Below are 20,982 nucleotides of genomic sequence, written 5' to 3'. Positions count from 1 at the left end.
GTTTCACCCTATCAGCGACACAACACCCGGCGCTCCAGAGCCGCCTGCAACTCTTCGAATTTCACCGGTTTGCCCAGGTAGTCGATCACGGCGTCCGCCGCACAGCGCTCCCGCTCGGCCCCCAGCGCCAGGACGAACACCGGCAGGTGGGCGCAACCGGGCAGATCGTGGATCCGGCAGCACAGCGACGCGCCGTCCAGCGGCGGCAACTGGCAATCGATCAGCACCGCGTCGAACGTTTCGCGCTGCAGGCATTCGAGCGCCGCCTCGCCGTGGTCGGCCGTGCGCACCCGGAAGCCGAGCTTGAGCAGCATGCCGCGCATGACCAGTTGATTGACGCTGTTGTCGTCCACCAACAGAACGGTGCAATCCTGCGGCACCCGCGTGCCGTCAGCGCTGTGCAGCGAGACGGGAGCAGGTTCGAGCGCCGGCAGTTCGAATTCGACATCCAGCTGGAACCGGCTGCCGCGCCCGGGCTCGGAACGGTGGGTGAGCTTGCCGCCCAACAATTCGACCAGTTGCCGGCAGATCGCCAGGCCGACGCCCAGGCCGCCGTACTCCCGGGTCATCGAGCCGTCGAGCTGGAAGAACCGCTGGTACAGCGTCGCCTCGCCCAGGTCGGTGAAGCCGATGCCAGTGTCGATCACCGCGAACGACAGCGCCAACCGGTTGCCTTGGGACGGCTTGCCGGTGACCCGCAGGGCCAGCCCGCCGACCCGGGTGAACTTGATCGCGTTGTCCAACAGGCATTCCAGGCATTGCGCCAGTTTGCCGCTGTCGCCGTGCAGGCGGTCGGGCAAGGTCGGCAGCACATCGACCTTGAAATCCAGGGCCTTGCTCGACGCATTGCCGTCGAACTGCACCCGCAACGCCTCGATCACCCCCCGCAGGCTGAAGCTGCCCGACGTCGCCTTGAGCTTGCCGGCCTGCAGTTCGGTGAGGGTGAGAATGCCGTTGACCATGCGCATCATGTCCCGGGCGGAGCCGGCGGCGGTCTGCTGGTATTGCTCCAGTTCCGGATCCAGTTCGACGGTCTGCATCAGTTCCAGCGAGCCGATCACGCCGTTCATCGGCGTGCGCAACTCGTGGGTCAGGGTCGCCAGGAACTCGTCCTTGAGCTTGTTGCTGTGGGCCAGTTGCTGGTTGAGCACTTCCAGTTTCTGCCCGGCCTCAAGCAGGGTCTGGGCCTGCTGCTCGCGCATGGCGTTGATGCGGTCGGCCAGGGCTAGCGACAGCAGCGCCACTTCGATGGCCGAGCCGATCTGGCTGGCGTACATGGTCAGGAACACGTTCGGCAGCACGCCCAGCACCATCAGGGTGTTGACCACCCCGCCGAGCAGGAACGCCGACCACGCAATGATGAAATAGCGCGCCACCCGCAGGCCGCGCCACCAGGCCAGGATCCCGGCGGCGAAGATCACCACGGTGAAGGTCAGCGCCAGGGTCGTCGCCAGGCGCAGCGCCAGCCCGTAACTGGTCATCAGCGACAGGCCCACCACCAGCGCGCCGAACACGATCAGGGCGATCAGCAGCCGGTCGAGCCAGCGGCTGTGGTCTTTGGTCTGCAGGAAGCTGCGGGCGAACTGGCTGCCGAACAGCCCCGCACAGCCGATGAAGAACGGCGTGGCGGCGTTGGCCCACCACGGGTTGTCAGGCCAGAAGTACTCCACCGCCGCACCGTTGACCGACAGTTGGTACAGGCCGAACGAGGCGATGTAGAAGATGTAATAGAGGTAACTGGTGTCGCGCACGCTGAGGTAGATGAACAGGTTGTACACCAGCATCCCCAGCAGCACGCCATAAATGATGCCCAGCACGTACAGGCGCACCGGCTGGTCTTCCAGGTAGGCGGTGCTCGACCACAGCGTCACCGGGGCCTGGATCGAGCCTTCGCTGGCCAGCCTGAGGTAAACGGTCTGCGCCTGGCCCGGTTCGAAGGCCAGGTCGAACAGGTAATTGTTCTGGCGGATCTCGCGGCTGGCGAACGGCAGGGCATCGCCGGTCTGGCGCGCCAGGCGGTAGGCGCCCGTCGCATCGGGCAGGTAGAGGTCCAGGTGGTCGAGCGGCGGGTAGGCCAGCTCCAGCAGCCAGGTGCGCTGCGCCGCCGGATTGTTCGGGCGGTAAAGCAGATCGATCTTCAGCCAGAACGCCGAGCGCGAATAGCCGGCGTTGAGCGTGGCCTTGTCGTGCGGCTTGAAGCGGCCGGCAGCGTCTTGCGCGCGGACATCGGCGAAAGTCGCCTGACCGCTCGGATCTTCGAACACTTGCAGGGATCGGCCCAGCGGGAGGCTCTGGGTGAATTCGTCGAACTCGACGGCGCTCGCCAGGAGGGGCAAGCAGAACAGCAACATCAGCAAATAGCGCATTGAAGCCCCAGCGTGGCTTGTCCGGTTGCGTCAGGAAGCCCCCCATTCCCTTTGAGAAGACGTAAAACCGGTATTACCTGTTATTGGTTTGGATCCACTCTAGCATAGCCGTTGATGGCCATTGAGCACCATGGAAATTTTTCCCACAGAGGCTCTAGAACGGGCGTTTCAGAGCAAAGCACCGGGCTAGAGCTGTTGGCTTGGTCAGATTGTGACAGTGCAGTCCATTGCGGGGACGGCGCGTGCTCCCGATCCGTCGCCATGTCATTGATCCGGATGTGTCGGCAGAACGGCGCATCGGGGCCGCTTTGCGGCCCGGCGGCAGCAAGCTCCCTCACCACAGCTGAACCCGCACACCGGGATTGGTGGTAAGCTCGCGCACCATGAATACCTATAGCTCCCGCCCCGTTGTCCTCTGTCTCTCCGGCCACGACCCCAGTGGCGGCGCCGGCCTGCAGGCAGATATCGAAGCCCTGCTCGCCCAGGGTTGCCATGCGGCTCCGGCCGTCACCGCCCTGACCGTGCAGGACACGGTCAACGTCACCGATTTCCGCGTCCTCGACCGCGAGTGGGTATTGGCCCAGGCCAATGCCGTGCTCAACGATTCCGACGTCGCGGCGGTGAAGCTGGGCATGCTCGGTTCCCTGGAAATGGTCGACACAGTCGTCGAACTGCTCCAGGCGCACCCGCACCTGCCGGTGGTCTGCGACCCGGTGCTGCGCGCCGGCGGCGGCGGACGCCTGGGCAAGGACGAGGTCGGCTACGCCATGCGCGAACGTCTGCTGCCGCTGTCCGCCATCGCCACCCCGAACCTGCCCGAGGCGCGGATCCTCGCCGAACTGCCCGAAGGCACCGCGGACGAGTGCGCAGAAAAGCTCCTGCCGTTCGTCAAACACCTGCTGATCACCGGCGGCCACGGCGACGAGACGCAAATCTACAACCGCCTGTACAGCCGCGACGGCCTGCGCGAGACCTTCCTCTGCCAGCGCCTGCCGGGCAGCTACCACGGTTCCGGCTGCACCCTGGCCAGCACCCTGGCCGGTCGGCTGGCCTTGGGCGAAGACCTGGCCAGCGCCGTACGCAGCGCCCTGGACTACACCTGGCGCACCCTGCGCGACGCCGAGCGGCTGGGCAAAGGCCAGTTCGTGCCGCGCCGCCTGCCGCTGGACTTCTGCGCCTGATGCAGCGCCGCTGACGCGGCGCACCTGATGTTCCGCGCCTGACGCCGGGAGGCCTGTGCGATGAAATTACGTGGCCTGTACGCCATCACCGACAGCACGCTGCTGGCGGGCAAGTTTCTGCCTTACGTGGAGGCGGCGCTGGAAGGCGGCGTCACCCTCCTGCAATACCGCGACAAGAGCGGCGACGACGCCCGCCGCCTGCGCGAGGCCGAAGCCTTGCGCGAGCTGTGCGAGCGCCACGGCACCCGCCTGATCATCAACGATGACGCCGAGCTGGCCGCCCGCCTGGGCGTCGGCGTGCACCTGGGCCAGACCGACGGCCCGCTGTCGCCGACCCGCGCCCTGCTGGGACCGAAGGCGATCATCGGCTCGACCTGCCACGCGCAGCTCGACCTGGCCGAACAGGCGGTGAAGGAAGGCGCCAGCTACGCCGCCTTCGGCCGCTTCTTCAACTCCAGCACCAAGCCCGGCGCCCCGAGCTGCAGCCTCGGCCTGCTCGACGAGGCCCGCCGCACGCTGCATCTGCCGATCTGCGCGATCGGCGGCATCACCTTGGACAACGCCGCCCCGCTGGTGGCCCACGGCGCCGACCTGTTGGCGGTCGTCCACGGCCTGTTCGGTGCCGACAGCACCGCCGAGGTGACGCGCCGCGCCCGCGCATTCAATGAATTGTTCAAATCCTGACCTTCGAGAGCCCGATCATGTCCCGTTCCGAAACCCTGTTTGCCAATGCCCAGAAACACATCCCCGGCGGCGTCAACTCGCCGGTCCGCGCGTTCAAGAGCGTCGGCGGCACCCCGCTGTTCTTCAAGCATGCCGAAGGCGCCTACGTCACCGACGAAGACGACAAGCGCTATGTGGATTACGTAGGTTCGTGGGGCCCGATGATCCTCGGCCACAGCCATCCGGACGTGCTGGACGCCGTGCGCAAGCAACTGGAGCACGGCCTGTCCTACGGCGCTCCGACCGCCATGGAAACCGAGATGGCCGACCTGGTCTGCTCGCTGGTGCCGTCGATGGACATGGTGCGCATGGTCAGCTCCGGCACCGAAGCGACCATGAGCGCCATCCGCCTGGCCCGTGGCTTCACCGGCCGCGACAGCATCATCAAGTTCGAAGGCTGCTACCACGGCCACTCCGACAGCCTGCTGGTCAAGGCCGGCTCCGGCGCATTGACCCAGGGCGTGCCGAGCTCGGCCGGCGTGCCGGCGGCATTCGCCAAGCACACCCTGACCCTGCCGTTCAACGACATCGGCGCCGTCGAGAAGATGCTCGCCGAAGTCGGCCAGGACGTCGCCTGCATCATCGTCGAGCCGGTGGCCGGCAACATGAACTGCGTGCCGCCGGCGCCGGGCTTCCTCGAAGGCCTGCGCAGCCTGTGCGACCGCCACGGCGTCGTGCTGATCTTCGACGAAGTGATGACCGGTTTCCGCGTCGCCCTCGGCGGTGCCCAGGCCCACTACGGCGTGACGCCGGACCTGACCACCTTCGGCAAGATCATCGGCGGCGGCATGCCGGTCGGCTGCTTCGGCGGCAAGCGCGAGATCATGCAGCGCATCGCGCCGCTGGGCCCGGTCTACCAGGCCGGCACGCTGTCGGGCAACCCGCTGGCCATGGCCGCCGGCCTCACCACCCTGCGCCTGATCAGCCGTCCGGGCTTCCACGCCGAGCTGACCGACTACACCACACGCCTGCTCGACGGCCTGCAGCAACGCGCCGACGCCGCCGGCATCCCGTTCGTGACCACCCAGGCCGGCGGTATGTTCGGCCTGTACTTCAGCGGCGCTGACGACATCGTCACCTTCGACGATGTGATGGCCAGCGACGCCGCCCTGTTCGGACGCTTCTTCCACCTGATGCTCGAAGGCGGCGTGTACCTGGCGCCGAGCGCCTTCGAAGCCGGTTTCACCTCCATCGCCCACGGCGAAGCGGAACTGAAACTGACCCTGGACGCCGCAGAGCGCGCCTTCGCCGCCCTGAAGTAATCCGCCCTGACGCTGACGTTGGCCAATGCCGGCGTCAGCGTTTGCCTACACCTGAGCGTTTTTTCCTGCATCGCCGCCGACAATCGCCTGCAAACCGGGCGACCAGCGCTCCGCGCAGCAGAAAATCGAGTAAAGACTTTGTAAGGTTGGGCCTGCTTATTTCATAATGCGCGCTTATTGGATCCCTCGACGGGTCCGCGTGCCCTTCAGAGGTAAGTCGATTCCCATGAACCGCACCGGCCGCACCCTTGCCTTGGGCTGCCTGTTGCTCCTTCAGCCGCTGCTTGCACATGCACAGGCAGGCGGCAACTCGTTGTTGATCCCGGCGATGGGGCGTTGCACCCTCAACACCCAGCCGCAAGACGTCACGCAGGCCCTCGCCGCCTGCCAGAAGGCTGCGGACGAAGGGGATGCGCAAGCGCAATACGAGTTGGGCGAATTCTACTACGACGGCAAGAACGCACCGCGCGACCTCAACCAAGCCCTCAACTACTTCGAAAAGGCCTCGCTGCAGGGCCACGCCCAGGCGCAGTTCAAGCTCGGCACCATGTTCTTCCACGGCGAAGGCGTGCAGGCCAACAACATCCAGGCCTATATCGTGCTGAAGATGGCGGCGGTCAACGGCGCCGAGGATGCGTTGGACACCGCCGACGAAGTCGCCGAGAAGATGCCCCGCGAAGACCTCGAGACCGCCACCCAGGTGCTGGGGCAAATTTTCCGTAAATACCTGATGGAACTGCAGAGCGCGGACGGGCGCACGCCTTTCTCGCCGCTGCCCTGAAACCCGCTGGTCTGCCGTGAGTGCGGCAAGTGAGCCGTGGCTTACTTCTCAGGCATCGGCATCGGAAACGGCATCACGTTGCCGGTGCCGGCCCGGGCCTCGCTGATCTTCGGCGTGCCGAGGCGCTCGACCTCGTCGATGCGCACGATCGAATGCATCGGCACGAAGCTGCGCACCACGCCTTCGAACTGGGCCTTGAGCTTCTCTTCGCTCGGATCCACGACCACCTGGGTGCGCTCGCCGAAGACGAACTCTTCCACTTCCAGAAAACCCCACAGATCGCTTTGGTAGATCTGCTTGGCGTACATTTCGAACACCTGGCCCTGGTTGAGGAAAATCACCTTGTAGATCGGAGCTTCGCGTTTGGTCATGGCGGGCGGACAACACATCGGGGCAAAAATGAGGGCGCAAACTATAGCACAGGCACCGGTCGCGCAGCGGTAGGAACCTTTGGACATGTTCCCTATAATGCGCGGTTCTTCGAATCACGTGACGACCTGAATCCATGGCCAAAAAGCTCTACATCGAAACCCACGGCTGCCAGATGAACGAGTACGACAGCTCGCGCATGGTCGATCTGCTGGGTGAACACCAGGCCCTGGAAGTCACCGCCCGCGCCGAAGACGCCGACGTGATTCTGCTCAACACCTGCTCGATCCGCGAACGCGCCCAGGACCGGGTGTACTCCCAGCTCGGCCGTTGGCGCGAACTGAAACTGGCCAACCCGGAGATGGTCATCGCCGTCGGCGGCTGCGTGGCCAGCCAGGAAGGCGCGGCGATCCGCGACCGCGCGCCCTACATCGATGTGGTGTTCGGCCCGCAGACCCTGCACCGCCTGCCGGAAATGATCGACGCCGCACGCATCAGCAAGCTGCCGCAGGTGGACGTCTCGTTCCCGGAGATCGAGAAGTTCGACCACCTGCCCGAGCCGCGCATCGACGGCCCGAGCGCCTACGTGTCGGTGATGGAAGGCTGCAGCAAGTACTGCACGTTCTGCGTGGTGCCCTACACCCGCGGCGAGGAAGTCAGCCGGCCGTTCGACGACGTGATCGCCGAGATCATCCACCTGGCCGAAAACGGCGTGCGCGAAGTCACCCTGCTGGGGCAGAACGTCAATGGCTACCGCGGCCTGACCCACGACGGCCGCCTGGCGGACCTGGCCGAGCTGATCCGGGTGGTCGCAGCCGTCGACGGCATCGACCGCATCCGCTACACCACCTCGCACCCGCTGGAGTTCTCCGACAGCCTGATCCAGGCCCACGCCGACGTGCCGGAGCTGGTCAAGCACCTGCACCTGCCGGTGCAGTCGGGCTCCGACCGGATCCTGGCGGCCATGAAGCGCAACCACACGGCGCTGGAGTACAAGTCCAAGCTGCGCAAACTGCGCGCCGCCGTGCCGGGCATCTGCATCAGCTCCGACTTCATCGTCGGCTTCCCCGGCGAGACCGAGAAAGACTTCGAACAGACCATGAAGCTGATCGCCGACGTCGGCTTCGACTTCTCCTACTCGTTCGTCTACAGCCAGCGCCCGGGCACCCCGGCGGCCGACCTGGCCGACGACACCCCGGAAGAGCTGAAAAAGGAACGCCTGAACGCGTTGCAGCACCGCCTGAACCAACAGGGCTTCGAGATCAGCCGACAAATGGTCGGCACCACCCAGCGCATCCTGGTCACCGACTACTCGAAGAAAGATCCGGGCGAACTGCAGGGGCGCACCGAGAATAACCGTATCGTCAACTTCCGCTGCGACAATCCGACCCTGATCGGGCAGTTCGCCGACGTGCACATCGATTCGGCGCAGCCGCACTCGCTTCGCGGCTCGCTGATCGGCTGACGGTACAGAGCAACGGCGGGAACGGGCTTGCCCGCCCCCGCAACGTCGGCCATTCACCTTGCAAGATTTAAGAGCTTTCGCACCCACGCCACTGGCGTTATCCTTGATTTCATCATTATTGCCCCAGGGCGGCTAAATACGACCTTGAACGCACCCATAGAACCCCATCGCTTCATCCTTGAGCCCTTCGAGGCTCGTCGCTTCGCCAATCTGTGCGGGCAGTTCGACGAGCACCTGCGCCTGATCGAACAGCGCCTGGCCATCGAGATCCGCAACCGCGGCAACCAGTTCGAACTGATCGGCGAACCCAAGCACACCACTTCCGCGGAAAACCTGCTGCGCCGCCTGTACCGGGAAACCAAGGGTACGGAGCTGTCGCCGGACATGGTGCACCTGTACCTGCAGGAATCGGCCGTCGAAGAACTGGACAAGCACTCCCCCGCCGAACCGTCCGTCGCCTTGCGCACCAAGAAAGGCATGATTCGCCCACGCGGCCTGAATCAGCTGCGCTACGTGAAGGAAATCCTCGGCAACGACATCAACTTCGGCATCGGCCCGGCCGGCACCGGCAAGACCTACCTGGCCGTGGCCTGTGCCGTGGACGCGCTGGAGCGTGAACAGGTGCGGCGCATCCTGCTGGTGCGCCCGGCGGTCGAGGCGGGCGAAAAGCTCGGCTTCCTGCCCGGCGACCTGGCCCAGAAGATCGACCCGTACCTGCGCCCCCTCTACGACGCGCTCTACGAAATGCTCGGCTTCGAATACGTGGCCAAGCTGATCGAACGCCAGGTGATCGAAGTCGCGCCGCTGGCCTACATGCGCGGCCGCACGCTGAACAACAGCTTCATCATCCTCGACGAAAGCCAGAACACCACCGTCGAACAGATGAAAATGTTCCTGACCCGGATCGGCTTCGGCTCGACCGCCGTCATCACCGGCGACATCACCCAGGTCGACCTGCCGCGCGGCACCAAGTCCGGGCTGCACCATGTGATCGAGGTGCTGAAGGACGTGCCGGGCATCAGCTTCACCCATTTCCAGCCCAAGGACGTGGTGCGCCATCCGCTGGTGCAGCGCATCGTCGAAGCCTACGAGCGCTTCGAGACCCGTGCCGAAGCGGCCAAGGAACCCCCGCGCGATGCTTGAGCTAGACCTGCAAACCGCCACCGAGGCGCCCGCGCCGAGCGAAGCCGAATTCCGCCGCTGGTGCGAACTGGCCCTGCGCCAGCGCACCGCCGACTCGGAAATGACCATCCGTCTGGTGGACGAGGCCGAAGGCCGCGAGCTGAACCGCACCTGGCGCCAGAAGGACTACGCGACCAACGTCCTGTCGTTCCCCGCCGAAGTGCCCGACGAGTTTCTCGACATCCCGCTGCTGGGCGACCTGGTGATCTGCGTGGCCGTGGTCGAGCGCGAGGCTGCCGAGCAAGGCAAGGCGCTCGACGCCCACTGGGCCCATCTGGTCATTCACGGCTGCCTGCATCTGCTGGGCTACGATCACATCGATGACGATGAAGCCGAAGAGATGGAAGCCCTGGAACGCGAGTTGCTTGCCGAACTGGGCTACCCCGATCCGTACGCGGACGACGAAACCGAAACATCCCCTACCGTTACGACAAAGGATTCAGAGTAATCGCTATGAGCGAAGATCGATCGAGCAACGGGCAGAAGTCATGGCTGGGCAAGATCACCCAGGCTTTTGCCCACGAGCCGAAGAACCGCCAGGAGCTGATGGAGCTGCTGCGCGACGCCCATCAGAACAAGCTGCTGGACAGCGAAGCGCTGGCCATCGTCGAAGGCGCCATCCAGGTCGCCGACCTGCAGGTGCGCGACATCATGGTGCCGCGTTCGCAGATGGTCAGCATCAAGGCGACCCAGACGCCCCGCGAATTTCTCCCCGCCGTGGTCGACTCGGCCCACTCGCGCTATCCGGTCATCGGCGAAAGCCACGACGACGTGATGGGCGTGCTGCTGGCCAAGGATCTGCTGCCGCTGATCCTCAAGGAGAACGGCGAGAGCTTCAACATCAAGGACCTGCTGCGCCCGGCCACCTTCGTGCCGGAGTCCAAGCGCCTGAACGTGCTGCTGCGCGAATTCCGCGCCAACCATAACCACATGGCCATCGTCATCGACGAATACGGCGGCGTGGCGGGCCTGGTGACCATCGAAGACGTGCTGGAACAGATCGTCGGCGACATCGAGGACGAGCACGACGTCGAAGAGGACAGCTACATCAAGCCGCTGCCCAGCGGCGATTTCCTGATCAAGGCCCTGACCCCGATCGAGAACTTCAACGAGTTCTTCGACAGCGAGTTCTCCGACGACGAGTTCGACACCGTCGGCGGCCTGGTGATGAGCGCGTTCGGGCACCTGCCCAAGCGCAACGAGATCACCGAGATCGGCGCTTACCGCTTCCGCATCCTGAACGCCGACAGCCGTCGGATCCACTTGCTGCGACTGACCCCAATCGCCCGCTGACCTCCAAGGATAGAAATGCGCTGGATAACCCGCCCCGGCTGGCCCGGTAACCTGCTGGCCGTGGCGGCCGGCGCAATCACCACCCTCTCTCTGGCGCCGTTCGACATCTGGCCGCTGGCCTTGCTGGCGGCGGGCCTGTTCTATGCCGGCCTGCGCGAGCTGAGCCCGCGCCAGGCGCTCGGCCGGGGCTGGTGCTTCGGCTTCGGCCTGTTCGGTGCCGGCACCAGCTGGATCTACTACAGCATCCACCACTTCGGCGGCGCTTCGGTGCTGCTGGCCGGTTTCCTGATGCTGCTGTTCACCGCCGCGATCGCCTGGTTCTTCGCCCTGCCCGCCTGGCTCTGGGCGCGCTGGCTGCGACGCAACGAAGCGCCGCTGGCCGATGCGCTGGCGTTCGCGGCGTTGTGGGTCGGCCAGGAGGCGTTCCGGGGTTGGTTCCTCACCGGTTTCCCCTGGCTGTACTCCGGCTACAGCCAGCTCGACGGCCCGCTGGCCGGGCTGGCGCCAGTGGGCGGCATGTGGTTGGTGTCGTTCGTCCTGGCACTGACCGCCGCACTGTTCCACAACATGCCGCGCCTGCTCAGCGGCGGCCGCAAGGGTTTCGTGGCCGCCGGCCTGCTGTTGCTGATCGGGCCGTGGGTGGCGGGCGTCGCGCTCAAGGGCCACGCCTGGACCAGCCCGGCGGGCGCGCCGCTGAGCGTCGCCGCGATCCAGGGCAACGTCGAGCAGAGCATGAAGTGGGATCCGGCGCAGCTCAACGCGCAGTTGGCGCTGTACCGCGACCTGAGCTTCCGGTCCAAGCCGGTGGATCTGCTGATCTGGCCGGAGACCGCCGTGCCGGTGCTCAAGGAGTCCGCCGAAGGCTACCTGAACATGATGGGCACCTTCGCCGCCGAGCGTAAATCGGCGCTGATCACCGGGGTGCCGATCCGCCAGACCGTGCGCCACGAGAAGCGCTTCTTCAACGGCATCACCGTGGTCGGCGAAGGCGACGGCACCTACCTGAAGCAGAAACTGGTGCCGTTCGGCGAATACGTGCCGCTGCAGGATCTGCTGCGCGGGCTGATCGCGTTCTTCGACCTGCCAATGTCCGACTTCGCCCGCGGCCCGGCCGACCAGGCGTTGCTGCAGGCCAAGGGCTACCAGATCGCCCCGTTCATCTGCTACGAAGTGGTATACCCGGAGTTCGCCGCCGGCCTGTCCGCCCGCAGCGACCTGCTGCTGACCATCAGCAACGACACCTGGTTCGGCACCTCCATCGGCCCGCTTCAGCATTTGCAGATGGCGCAGATGCGCGCCCTGGAGGCCGGACGCTGGATGATCCGCGCCACCAACAACGGCGTCACCGGCCTGATCGATCCGTTCGGCCGCATCACCGAAAGCATCCCGCAGTTCGAGCAAGGCGTGCTGTACGGCGAAGTGGTGCCGATGCACGATCTGACGCCGTACCTGCAATGGCGCTCGTGGCCGTTGATCATCCTGTGCGTGCTGTTGTTCGGCTGGGCGCTGATGGCCGGGCGGATCTCCAAGACCCTCTGAAGGCTTCGCGGCGCCTTCACCGGCGCCATCGCCAGCAGGCTGGCTCCCACAGTCAGGCGCGCCTGAATACAGCCGCTGCGGGAGCGGCGGCGCGACGATTCGACTTGTCCGCGACGGGGCCATCGGCCCCGTGCATCATTCAGCTTCGTCAGCCCCTCGATAGAACAGCGAATACCCCACCTGCCCCACCGCCTCGTTCAGCAACTGTCCGCTTTGCCAGATCGACTTGAACTCCGGCAACCAGCCGCCGAACGGCCGGGCGTTGTCCGTGCCGAGGAAGCCGACCGGCGCCGGCACCACCTCGAACCCGGCCTGCTCGAAACACCACACCGCCCGCGGCATGTGCCAGGCCTGGGTCACCACCGCGACGCGCTTGATGCCCTGGGGCAGCAGCACCTTGGCGCTGAGCACGGCGTTTTCCCAGGTCGTGCGGCTCTCGCCTTCCTGCCAGCGCACCGTCACCCCGAAATCGTCGCGTAGCGAATCGGCCATCAGCTTGGCTTCCGTCGGCGGCGTGCCGTAATGCAGGCCGCCGCTGGTCAGGATCGGCAGCCCCGAGGCCTTGGCCAGACGCGCCGCATATCGCTGCCGCTCAAGCCCGATGCCGGTCGGCTGATCCTCGCCCCAGGCCAGGTCGCCGCGCTCGCGCCCGGAACCCAGCACCACAATCGCGTCGGCGCGTTGCGAAAGCCCCGCCCAGGCCTCACGGGCCAGCGGCGGCTCGCGCTCCAGGGCCTTGGCGCCCCATTGCACGACCACCGGCAGGCTCATCAGCCACAAACCGCCCAGCCCCAGGGCGAAGCACAGCCCGGCCAGGCGCGGACGTGAGCGGCGCAGCCACCAGGCGACCAACAGCAGCAGGAAAAGGATGCCGGGCGGCAGCAGCAGTTGTTTGATGAAATAGCGAAAGGGCATCGGGCATCTCCAAAGATGCCCGCAGCCTAAGTGGGTTGATTCGACGCGACAACCTATAAGGTGGGATCCCGCTTGAAAAGATCCGCTTCTTGACCTGCCATGCGCTTACTTGGCCTGCAGGGTGCGGACCTTGACGGTCGCTCTGCCGGGCGCCTTGTCCTTGAGCCATATGACCTTGGCCGAAGGCACTGCATCGAGCTGTTTCACTGCCTGTGACAGACATCCGTGGGCTTCACGTTCACTGCGATCCAGGTAAGCCTTGACCAGATCGAACTCGGCGGGGCTCAAGCCGCGCAATTCCAGCTCCAGGGGGCGCTCGTCGCGCAGCCGTCCCGCAGTTCTCGCCGCGTCCAGGGCCATGCCCAGACGGTCGATCAACCGCTCGTACAACTCGGGTTTGGTTACGTTCTGTTGCTGTGACTCCACCATCCCTCACCTCATTGAAGATAAGACTCACTCCCCACTAAGGAGCTTAGCTTCGCTGCACAAACCGGCCGCACGCCGCGACCAACGGCCCCCGCAGCCGTTTTGCCCGGCCGGACGGGCGCAATCAGGGTTTCCCTAGGCCAAGCGCGGTCATGTATGCTACGGCGCTTCCTGTCACTCCACTTCCAGCCCGTCCGGGCCGCGAAACGCCAACTTGGCGTCACCCGCCCCCGATGTCGCATCGAAGAGGACTGGGCCACCCCTATCCAGTACAAAAGTAGCCATGCACGAACACTATCAGCCCCGTGAAATCGAAGCCGCCGCCCAGTCGTTCTGGGATGAGCACAAGTCCTTTGAAGTCAGTGAACAGCCAGGCAAGGAAACCTACTACTGCCTGTCGATGTTCCCTTACCCCAGCGGCAAGCTGCACATGGGGCACGTGCGCAACTACACCATCGGCGACGTGATCTCCCGCTACCAGCGCATGCAGGGCAAGAACGTCCTGCAGCCGATGGGCTGGGACGCGTTCGGCATGCCGGCGGAAAACGCCGCGATGAAGAACAACGTGGCGCCCGCCAAATGGACCTACGAAAACATCGCCTACATGAAGTCCCAGCTGCGCAGCCTGGGCCTGGCGGTGGACTGGTCGCGCGAAGTCACCACCTGCAAGCCGGACTACTACCGCTGGGAGCAGTGGCTGTTCACCCGCCTGTTCGAGAAGGGCGTGATCTACCGCAAGAACGGCACCGTGAACTGGGACCCGGTCGACCAGACCGTCCTGGCCAACGAGCAGGTGATCGACGGCCGCGGCTGGCGTTCCGGCGCGGTGATCGAAAAGCGCGAAATCCCGATGTACTACTTCAAGATCACCGCCTACGCGGATGAGCTGCTGGAGAGCCTCGACGAGCTGACCGGCTGGCCTGAACAGGTCAAGACCATGCAGCGCAACTGGATCGGCAAGTCCCGCGGGATGGAAGTGCAGTTCCCGTACAACGTCGATTCCATCGGCGAGACCGGCACCCTGAAGGTCTTCACCACCCGTCCGGACACCCTGATGGGCGCGACCTACGTCGCCGTGGCCGCCGAGCACCACCTGGCCGCCCTGGCCGCGCAGAACAACCCTGAGCTGCAGGCGTTCATCGCCGAGTGCAAGGCCGGCAGCGTCGCCGAAGCCGACGTCGCCACCCAGGAAAAGAAAGGCCTGCCCACCGGCCTGTTCGTCGAGCACCCGCTGACCGGCGAGAAACTGCCGGTGTGGGTCGCCAACTACGTGCTGATGCACTACGGCGACGGCGCGGTCATGGCCGTTCCGGCCCACGACGAGCGCGACTTCGAGTTCGCCCAGAAGTACAGCCTGCCGGTCAAGTCCGTGGTGCGCACCAGCGCCGGCGACACCAACCCGGCCCCGTGGCAGGACGCCTACGGCGAGCACGGCACGCTGATCAACTCCGGCGAGTTCGACGGCCTGGACTTCGCCGGCGCGTTCGACGCCATGGAAGTCGCCCTGATCAAGAAAAACCTCGGCGCCTCGCGCACCCAGTTCCGCCTGCGCGACTGGGGCATCAGCCGCCAGCGCTACTGGGGCTGCCCGATCCCGATCATCCACTGCGGCGCCTGCGGCGACGTGCCGGTGCCGGAAGACCAGTTGCCGGTCGTGCTGCCGGAAGACGTGGTGCCGGACGGCAACGGCTCGCCGCTGGCGCGCATGCCGGAATTCTACGAGTGCGCCTGCCCGAAATGCGGCCAGCCCGCCAAGCGTGAAACCGACACCATGGACACCTTCGTCGAGTCGTCCTGGTACTACGCCCGCTACGCCTCGCCGCACTTCGAAGGCGGCCTGGTGGAAAAATCCGCAGCCGACCACTGGCTGCCGGTGGATCAGTACATCGGCGGCATCGAGCACGCCATCCTCCACCTGCTGTACGCGCGCTTCTTCCACAAGCTGATGCGCGACGAAGGCCTGGTGAGCTCCAACGAGCCGTTCAAGAACCTGCTGACCCAGGGCATGGTGGTCGCCGAGACCTACTACCGCCGCGAAGCCAACGGCGCCTACACCTGGTTCAACCCGGCGGACGTCGAGCTCGAGCGCGACAGCAAGGCCAAGGTCATCAGCGCCAAGCTGATCGCCGACGGCCTGCCGGTGGAGATCGGCGGCACCGAGAAGATGGCCAAGTCGAAAAACAACGGCGTCGACCCGCAGTCGATGATCGACCAGTTCGGCGCCGACACCTGCCGCCTGTTCATGATGTTCGCCTCGCCGCCCGACATGAGCGCCGAATGGTCGGACTCCGGCGTGGAAGGCTCGCACCGCTTCCTCAAGCGCGTCTGGCGCCTGGCCCAGGCCCATATCGTCCAGGGCCTGCCGGGCAAGCTGGACGTCGCCGCCCTGAACGACGAGCAGAAGGCCGTCCGCCGCTCGATCCACCAGGCCATCAAGCAGGCCAGCCACGACGTCGGCCAGAACCACAAGTTCAACACCGCCATCGCCCAGGTGATGACCCTGATGAACGTGCTGGAGAAAGCCGCCCAGGGCACCGAGCAGGACCGCGCCCTGATCCACGAAGGCCTGGAGACCGTGACGCTGCTGCTGGCGCCGATCACCCCGCACATCAGCCACGACCTGTGGAACCGCCTGGGCCACGCCGGCCCCGTGATCGACGCCGCCTGGCCTGCGCTGGACGAAAGCGCGCTGGTGCAGGACAGCCTGACCCTGGTGATCCAGGTCAACGGCAAGCTGCGCGGCCAGATCGAAATGCCGGCCAGCGCCACCCGCGAGGAGATCGAAGCCGCGGCCCGCGCCAACGAGAACGTGCTGCGCTTCGTCGACGGCCTGACGATCCGCAAAGTGATCGTGGTGCCGGGCAAACTGGTCAACATCGTCGCCAGCTAAATTGGATCGGGCGCCGGCTGCGGCCGGCGCCCTGTAAAACCTTTCGGGCCGCAGCATCGGCCCACACGGTTTCAAGGGGAGCAACACAATGATCAAACGCAATCTGCTGGTGATGGGCCTCGCGGTCCTGTTGAGCGCCTGCGGTTTCCACCTGCGCGGCACCGGCACCACCGAACTGGCGATCAAGGAACTCGACCTGAGCGCCCGCAACGCCTACGGCGAGACCGTGACCCAACTGCGCCAGGTGCTGGAGTCCAGCGGCGTCAAGGTGGTCTCCGGCGCGCCGTACAAGCTGTTCCTGGCCGACGAGCAGGAAAGCCAGCGCATCCTCAGCTATGCCGGCGCAGGCCGTACGGGCGAGTACCAGGTCAACACCGTGCTCAACTACGACATCCGCGGCGAGAACAACCTGCTGCTCAAGAGCGACAAGCTTGAAGTGCAGAAAGTGTTCATCCACGACGGCAACAACCTGGTGGGTTCCGACCAGGAAGCCAACGACGCCCGCCGCGAAACCCGCCGCGAGCTGGTTCAGCGCATGATGCTGCGCCTGCAGCAACTGACGCCGGCCCAGCTGGACGACCTGCAGCAGAAGGCCAACGCCCGCGCCAAGGCGGAAGCCGACGCGCTGGAAGCGGCGCAGAAGGCTGAGGCGGAGACTCCGCGTCAGTCGCCGCTCGAACTGCCGCAGCAGTAAGACGTCCGGGGCGCTCAGGCGCCCCGTTCGCTTTCTCTTATGAAGCTCGCTCCCGCCCAACTCGCCAAACACCTGCAAGGCACGCTGGCGCCGGTCTACGTCATCAGTGGCGACGACCCGCTGCTGTGCCAGGAAGCCGCCGACGCCATCCGCTCCGCCGCCCGCCGGCAGGGCTTCGACGAACGCCAGGTGTTCGCCGCCGACGCCAACTTCGATTGGGGCACGCTGCTGCTGGCCGGCGCCAGCCTGTCGCTGTTCGCCGAAAAGCGCCTGCTGGAACTGCGCCTGCCCTCGGGCAAGCCCGGTGACAAGGGCGCCGCCGCGCTCATCGAATACTGCTCGCGCCCGGCCGAAGACACCCTGCTGCTGATCAGCCTGCCCAAGCTCGACGGCAGCGCGCAGAAAACCAAGTGGGGCAAGGCCCTGGTCGAAGGTGCGCAGACCCAGTTCGTGCAGATCTGGCCGGTGGACGCCAACCAGCTGCCCAGCTGGATCCGCCAGCGCCTGTCCCAGGCCGGCCTGTCGGCCAGCCAGGACGCGGTGGAACTGATCGCCGCGCGGGTCGAGGGCAACCTGCTAGCCGCCGCCCAGGAAATCGAAAAGCTCAAGCTGATGGCCGAGGACGGGCAGATCACCGTCGAAACCGTGCAGGCGGCCGTGGCCGACAGCGCACGCTTCGACGTGTTCGGCCTGACCGACGCGATCCTCAACGGCGAAGCCGCCCACGCGTTGCGCATGCTCGAAGGCCTGCGCGGCGAAGGCGTCGAGCCGCCGGTGATCCTCTGGGCCCTGGCCCGGGAACTGCGCCTGCTGGCCAGCATCGCCCAGCAGTACAGCCAGGGCACGCCGCTGGACAAGGCCTTCAGCCAGTCCAAGCCGCCGGTCTGGGACAAGCGCAAGCCGCTGATGACCAAGGCCCTGCAACGCTACTCGGCCCAACGCTGGGCGCAACTGCTGCTCGAAGCCCAGCGCATCGATGCGCAGATCAAGGGCCAGGCACCGGGCTCGCCGTGGATGAGCCTGAGCCGGTTGTCATTGCTGATGGCCGGACAGCGCCTGCCGTTGCCTGCCGAATAAGTGCCGGACGTTGCGGCAAAGGCGCAAGCTTCCTCGCCGCAATGTTCATCACCGGACTGGACAGACCGCGAACATCGGCAGATCATCTGCCACGCAAAATCCCCCCTCAGAGAGTGACATCATGAGCAAAAAGCCATCGAAGCATGGCCACAACAAGGCCAAATCCATCATCGCCCAACCGCTGTTCCGCAGCCGCCAGGAACGCCCGGCCAAGGGCAAAGGCAGCTACCGCCGCGAAGCCTTCCAGTCTAAAAGCTGGGAGGCTTCTTACTTTCTGGCCGCGTGAAGCGCTTCACCCCTTTGCCATGTTAAGGTCTGCACCTGATTCACATCCTCTGGACCTGTGCATGCCCCTTTGCCTTACCCGTCGTTGGCCCGTGCGCCAATTGATCGCCGCCACCAGCTTCGTGTTGCTGGTCGCCTGCGCGGAGAAACCCACCGCCGCCGACGCGCAACCGCTCCAGACCGCCCCCGTGGCCACCGCCCCGGCCATCGTTCCGCCCGTCGTGCCTTCCGGTGACGACCTCGACCTGCAACCGACCCAGACCTTCGCCGAATGGCAGGCAGGCTTTCGCAAGGACGCCCTCGCCGCCGGGATCCGCGCCGACGTGTTCGACCGCGCCTTCGCCAACGTCAGCTTCGACGCCAGCGTGATCCGCGCCGACCGCAGCCAGCCGGAGTTCGCCCGGCCGGTGTGGGAATACCTCGACGGCGCGCTCTCGCCGCTGCGGGTGCGCAAGGGCCAAGCCCTGATCAATCAGTACGCCGGCATCCTGCAGAGCATCGAACAGCGCTATGGCGTGGACCGCCAGGCACTGGTGTCGGTATGGGGGATGGAAAGCAACTTCGGCCAGTTCCAGGGCAACAAGTCGGTGATCAACTCACTGGCGACCCTGGCCTACGAAGGCCGCCGCCCGGGCTTTGCCCATGCGCAACTGATCGCCGCGCTGCAGATCCTGCAACAGGGCGACATCACGCCCGAGAAGATGCTCGGCTCCTGGGCCGGCGCCATGGGCCAGACCCAGTTCATCCCCACCACCTACAACACCCACGCCGTGGACTTCGACGGCGACGGCCGCCGCGACATCTGGGGCAGCCCGGCCGACGCCCTGGCCTCGACCGCGCATTACCTGCAAAGCTCCGGTTGGCAGCGCGGCCAGCCGTGGGGCTTTGAAGTGCAGCTGCCGAGCGGCTTCAACTACACCCTGGCTGACGGCGCGATCCGCAGGAGCGTCGCCGAGTGGCGCCAAATGGGCGTGATCCTGCCCAACGGCGGGCAAGCGCCGGCCGGTTCCGATCAGCTGTCCGCCGCCCTGCTGCTGCCGGCCGGCTACCGTGGCCCGGCGTTCCTGATCCTCGACAACTTCCGGGCGATCCTCAAGTACAACAACTCCTCGTCGTACGCCTTGGCGGTGGGTCTGCTGTCGGAGCGCTTCAACGGCGCCGGCCTGATCAGCGGCACCTGGCCCAAGGACGACCTGCCGCTGAGCCGCACCGAGCGGATCGAACTGCAGAACCTGCTCAGTGCACGCAACTACGACGCCGGCGCGGCGGACGGCATCATCGGCGCCAACACGCGCAAGGCGATCCGCAGCGCGCAACAGTCGTTCGGCTGGCCGGCGGACGGCTATCCGACGCACAAGCTGCTCGAAAGCCTGCGCGCCCAGTAAAAAGCATCGCGGGCAAGCCCGCTCCCACAGGGATCGCACTGAACCTGTGGGAGCGGGCTTGCCCGCGAATACGCTCCGGCAGGCGCCGGATGCTTACTGCCTGACCACCACATCCTGCTCCAGCAGCAACTCTTGCTTCCCGGCATCCAGCCGCACCAGCGCCCCCAGCGGCAACGTCAGGTTCGGATCGCAATGCCCGCTGCGCCAGCCGGACAGCACTGGGATGCGCAGCGGTTCGAAGGTCTGCTTGAGCAACCGGTTCAGCGCAACGGTCTCTACCCCCGCCACATCCCCGACCAGCACACCGCGCAACTTGCGCAGGTGACCGGCCAGGCGCATCTGGGTCAGCAGCCGGTCAATGCGGTACAACGGCTCGTTGACGTCCTCGATCAACAGGATCACCCCTTCGGCGTCGATCTCGTAGGGCGTGCCCAGCGTGGATGCGATCATCGCCAAGTTGCCGCCCAGCAGCCGGCCATGGGCGATCCCCGGCTCGACGGTGGTCAACGGCCAGGCCGCCGGGTGGGCGATCACGCTGCCGGCCTGTAATTGGCCCCGCAGCATGGCAAAGAACGAAGTGACCGTCGGCGGCTCCTTGTCGCCCAGCAGGTCGGCGTTGAGCAGCGGCCCGTGAAAGGTCACGAACCCGGCGTAACGGCTGATGGCGAGGTGCAGCGCGGTGATGTCGCTGTAGCCGACGAACGGCTTGGCATGGCGCCCCAGCAGGTCGTAGTCGATGCGGTCGAGCAGGCGCGGCGTGCCGTAGCCGCCGCGCAGGCAGATGATCGCGTCGACCTCGGGATCGGCAAACGCGGCGTGCAGGTCATTGAGGCGCACCTCGTCGCTGCCGGCCAGGTAACCGTCCTTCTCATAGACGCCGGGAAAGATCCGCAGCCCGTAGCCCCGGGCGCGCATCCACTGCACCGCCTTGTCCGTGTCCAGCGTGCCCGGCCCTGCGGGCGCGATGACGCCGATCGTCCCTTCGGACGGCAGCGCCGGCACGGGTCGGTGCGGAAAAAGGGTGTGGGTCGGTCGAACGGTCATCCATGGATCTCCCTGCGTGAAGTCGTGAGCACACAGTAGTCAGGTACGGCGGCAAACAGAAGAGGCATTGTCAGCCATCGGTTGCGGGAAAAGTCTCTGTCGAGC

At 65.8% G+C, this 20,982-nt stretch carries 19 protein-coding genes; 14 read left to right on the top strand and 5 right to left on the bottom strand.

Features of this window, described 5'->3' with window-relative positions; genetic code table 11:
- Positions 1-11: 11 nt before the first annotated feature.
- Positions 12-2,366, bottom strand: a complete 2,355-nt coding sequence (locus CAG41_RS13570; RefSeq protein ID WP_085632361.1) for a hybrid sensor histidine kinase/response regulator — start codon at positions 2,364-2,366, stop codon at positions 12-14.
- 383 nt (positions 2,367-2,749) lie between these two features.
- Between CAG41_RS13570 and CAG41_RS13565 the strand changes: the two genes are divergently transcribed.
- From CAG41_RS13565 to CAG41_RS13550, 4 genes are all read left to right on the top strand, one after another.
- Complete coding sequence (locus tag CAG41_RS13565; protein WP_085707088.1) at positions 2,750-3,547, top strand: hydroxymethylpyrimidine/phosphomethylpyrimidine kinase; 798 nt, start codon at positions 2,750-2,752, stop codon at positions 3,545-3,547.
- A gap of 60 nt (positions 3,548-3,607) precedes the next feature.
- Positions 3,608-4,231 carry a thiamine phosphate synthase gene (gene thiE / locus CAG41_RS13560; protein WP_085632363.1) on the top strand — a complete coding sequence of 208 codons (624 nt, stop codon included), beginning with the start codon at positions 3,608-3,610 and terminating at the stop codon, positions 4,229-4,231.
- 17 nt (positions 4,232-4,248) lie between these two features.
- Complete coding sequence (gene hemL, locus CAG41_RS13555; RefSeq protein ID WP_085584011.1) at positions 4,249-5,532, top strand: glutamate-1-semialdehyde 2,1-aminomutase; 1,284 nt, start codon at positions 4,249-4,251, stop codon at positions 5,530-5,532.
- 226 nt (positions 5,533-5,758) lie between these two features.
- The gene (locus CAG41_RS13550; RefSeq protein ID WP_085584009.1) at positions 5,759-6,313 is read left to right on the top strand and encodes a tetratricopeptide repeat protein; all 555 of its coding nucleotides are present in this window, start codon (positions 5,759-5,761) and stop codon (positions 6,311-6,313) included.
- Positions 6,314-6,354: 41 nt separating this feature from the next.
- Here the strand turns inward: CAG41_RS13550 and CAG41_RS13545 are convergent, their stop codons facing one another.
- Entirely contained in the window at positions 6,355-6,684 is a 330-nt protein-coding gene (locus CAG41_RS13545; protein WP_085584007.1) for a DUF1820 family protein, read from the bottom strand.
- A 134-nt stretch (positions 6,685-6,818) separates the two neighbouring features.
- On the opposite strand from CAG41_RS13545, the gene miaB reads away from it, so the two are divergent.
- The 5 genes from miaB to lnt all read left to right on the top strand — a co-directional run bounded on the left by miaB (position 6,819) and on the right by lnt (position 12,161).
- On the top strand, positions 6,819-8,147 hold the full coding sequence (gene miaB / locus CAG41_RS13540) for a tRNA (N6-isopentenyl adenosine(37)-C2)-methylthiotransferase MiaB (protein ID WP_085707087.1): 1,329 nt from the start codon (positions 6,819-6,821) through the stop codon (positions 8,145-8,147).
- A 144-nt stretch (positions 8,148-8,291) separates the two neighbouring features.
- Positions 8,292-9,290 carry a PhoH family protein gene (locus CAG41_RS13535; protein ID WP_085584003.1) on the top strand — a complete coding sequence of 333 codons (999 nt, stop codon included), beginning with the start codon at positions 8,292-8,294 and terminating at the stop codon, positions 9,288-9,290.
- Entirely contained in the window at positions 9,283-9,777 is a 495-nt protein-coding gene (gene ybeY, locus CAG41_RS13530; RefSeq protein ID WP_085584001.1) for an rRNA maturation RNase YbeY, read from the top strand. The genes CAG41_RS13535 and ybeY overlap by 8 nt, the downstream gene beginning before the upstream one ends.
- 5 nt (positions 9,778-9,782) lie before the next feature.
- On the top strand, positions 9,783-10,622 hold the full coding sequence (locus tag CAG41_RS13525) for an HlyC/CorC family transporter (RefSeq protein ID WP_085583999.1): 840 nt from the start codon (positions 9,783-9,785) through the stop codon (positions 10,620-10,622).
- Between the two features lie 15 nt (positions 10,623-10,637).
- Complete coding sequence (gene lnt / locus CAG41_RS13520; RefSeq protein WP_085632371.1) at positions 10,638-12,161, top strand: apolipoprotein N-acyltransferase; 1,524 nt, start codon at positions 10,638-10,640, stop codon at positions 12,159-12,161.
- Positions 12,162-12,296: 135 nt separating this feature from the next.
- Here lnt and CAG41_RS13515 read toward each other — a convergent pair whose 3' ends face one another.
- Positions 12,297-13,076 (bottom strand): YdcF family protein, encoded by a 780-nt coding sequence (locus tag CAG41_RS13515; protein WP_085586005.1) that lies wholly within the window; start codon positions 13,074-13,076, stop codon positions 12,297-12,299.
- Positions 13,077-13,181: 105 nt separating this feature from the next.
- On the bottom strand, positions 13,182-13,505 hold the full coding sequence (locus CAG41_RS13510) for a hypothetical protein (RefSeq protein WP_085586003.1): 324 nt from the start codon (positions 13,503-13,505) through the stop codon (positions 13,182-13,184).
- A 280-nt stretch (positions 13,506-13,785) separates the two neighbouring features.
- On the opposite strand from CAG41_RS13510, the gene leuS reads away from it, so the two are divergent.
- The 5 genes from leuS (at position 13,786) to CAG41_RS13485 (ending at position 19,833) form a co-directional block, all read left to right on the top strand.
- Positions 13,786-16,392 carry a leucine--tRNA ligase gene (leuS, locus tag CAG41_RS13505; RefSeq protein WP_085632373.1) on the top strand — a complete coding sequence of 869 codons (2,607 nt, stop codon included), beginning with the start codon at positions 13,786-13,788 and terminating at the stop codon, positions 16,390-16,392.
- A gap of 88 nt (positions 16,393-16,480) precedes the next feature.
- The gene (lptE, locus tag CAG41_RS13500) at positions 16,481-17,086 is read left to right on the top strand and encodes an LPS assembly lipoprotein LptE (RefSeq protein ID WP_085585999.1); all 606 of its coding nucleotides are present in this window, start codon (positions 16,481-16,483) and stop codon (positions 17,084-17,086) included.
- 39 nt (positions 17,087-17,125) lie between these two features.
- A complete protein-coding gene (holA, locus tag CAG41_RS13495; protein WP_085585997.1) occupies positions 17,126-18,163 on the top strand; it encodes a DNA polymerase III subunit delta in 1,038 nt (345 codons plus the stop codon).
- A 121-nt stretch (positions 18,164-18,284) separates the two neighbouring features.
- A complete protein-coding gene (gene arfA, locus CAG41_RS13490; protein WP_085585995.1) occupies positions 18,285-18,449 on the top strand; it encodes an alternative ribosome rescue factor ArfA in 165 nt (54 codons plus the stop codon).
- A 61-nt stretch (positions 18,450-18,510) separates the two neighbouring features.
- Complete coding sequence (locus CAG41_RS13485) at positions 18,511-19,833, top strand: lytic murein transglycosylase (protein ID WP_085656258.1); 1,323 nt, start codon at positions 18,511-18,513, stop codon at positions 19,831-19,833.
- A 93-nt stretch (positions 19,834-19,926) separates the two neighbouring features.
- Here the strand turns inward: CAG41_RS13485 and CAG41_RS13480 are convergent, their stop codons facing one another.
- The gene (locus CAG41_RS13480; protein ID WP_085585991.1) at positions 19,927-20,877 is read right to left on the bottom strand and encodes an LD-carboxypeptidase; all 951 of its coding nucleotides are present in this window, start codon (positions 20,875-20,877) and stop codon (positions 19,927-19,929) included.
- Positions 20,878-20,982 lie beyond the last annotated feature (105 nt).

It is taken from the genome of Pseudomonas sp. B35(2017), assembly GCF_002113645.1.
In the GTDB taxonomy this organism is placed as follows: domain Bacteria; phylum Pseudomonadota; class Gammaproteobacteria; order Pseudomonadales; family Pseudomonadaceae; genus Aquipseudomonas; species Aquipseudomonas ekonensis.
The sequence above is the reverse complement of the archived record's forward strand: the minus strand, read 5'-3'. Positions and strand labels throughout refer to the sequence as shown.

Bases quoted from the DNA above. Each gene is read 5' to 3' on its own strand.
- CAG41_RS13570 (WP_085632361.1), bottom strand. From the start codon at position 2,366: ATGCGCTATTTGCTGATGTTGCTGTTCTGCTTGCCCCTCCTGGCGAGC.
- CAG41_RS13565 (WP_085707088.1), top strand. From the start codon at position 2,750: ATGAATACCTATAGCTCCCGCCCCGTTGTCCTCTGTCTCTCCGGCCAC.
- thiE (WP_085632363.1), top strand. From the start codon at position 3,608: ATGAAATTACGTGGCCTGTACGCCATCACCGACAGCACGCTGCTGGCG.
- hemL (WP_085584011.1), top strand. From the start codon at position 4,249: ATGTCCCGTTCCGAAACCCTGTTTGCCAATGCCCAGAAACACATCCCC.
- CAG41_RS13550 (WP_085584009.1), top strand. From the start codon at position 5,759: ATGAACCGCACCGGCCGCACCCTTGCCTTGGGCTGCCTGTTGCTCCTT.
- CAG41_RS13545 (WP_085584007.1), bottom strand. From the start codon at position 6,684: ATGACCAAACGCGAAGCTCCGATCTACAAGGTGATTTTCCTCAACCAG.
- miaB (WP_085707087.1), top strand. From the start codon at position 6,819: ATGGCCAAAAAGCTCTACATCGAAACCCACGGCTGCCAGATGAACGAG.
- ybeY (WP_085584001.1), top strand. From the start codon at position 9,283: ATGCTTGAGCTAGACCTGCAAACCGCCACCGAGGCGCCCGCGCCGAGC.
- CAG41_RS13525 (WP_085583999.1), top strand. From the start codon at position 9,783: ATGAGCGAAGATCGATCGAGCAACGGGCAGAAGTCATGGCTGGGCAAG.
- lnt (WP_085632371.1), top strand. From the start codon at position 10,638: ATGCGCTGGATAACCCGCCCCGGCTGGCCCGGTAACCTGCTGGCCGTG.
- CAG41_RS13515 (WP_085586005.1), bottom strand. From the start codon at position 13,076: ATGCCCTTTCGCTATTTCATCAAACAACTGCTGCTGCCGCCCGGCATC.
- CAG41_RS13510 (WP_085586003.1), bottom strand. From the start codon at position 13,505: ATGGTGGAGTCACAGCAACAGAACGTAACCAAACCCGAGTTGTACGAG.
- leuS (WP_085632373.1), top strand. From the start codon at position 13,786: ATGCACGAACACTATCAGCCCCGTGAAATCGAAGCCGCCGCCCAGTCG.
- lptE (WP_085585999.1), top strand. From the start codon at position 16,481: ATGATCAAACGCAATCTGCTGGTGATGGGCCTCGCGGTCCTGTTGAGC.
- holA (WP_085585997.1), top strand. From the start codon at position 17,126: ATGAAGCTCGCTCCCGCCCAACTCGCCAAACACCTGCAAGGCACGCTG.
- arfA (WP_085585995.1), top strand. From the start codon at position 18,285: ATGAGCAAAAAGCCATCGAAGCATGGCCACAACAAGGCCAAATCCATC.
- CAG41_RS13485 (WP_085656258.1), top strand. From the start codon at position 18,511: ATGCCCCTTTGCCTTACCCGTCGTTGGCCCGTGCGCCAATTGATCGCC.
- CAG41_RS13480 (WP_085585991.1), bottom strand. From the start codon at position 20,877: ATGACCGTTCGACCGACCCACACCCTTTTTCCGCACCGACCCGTGCCG.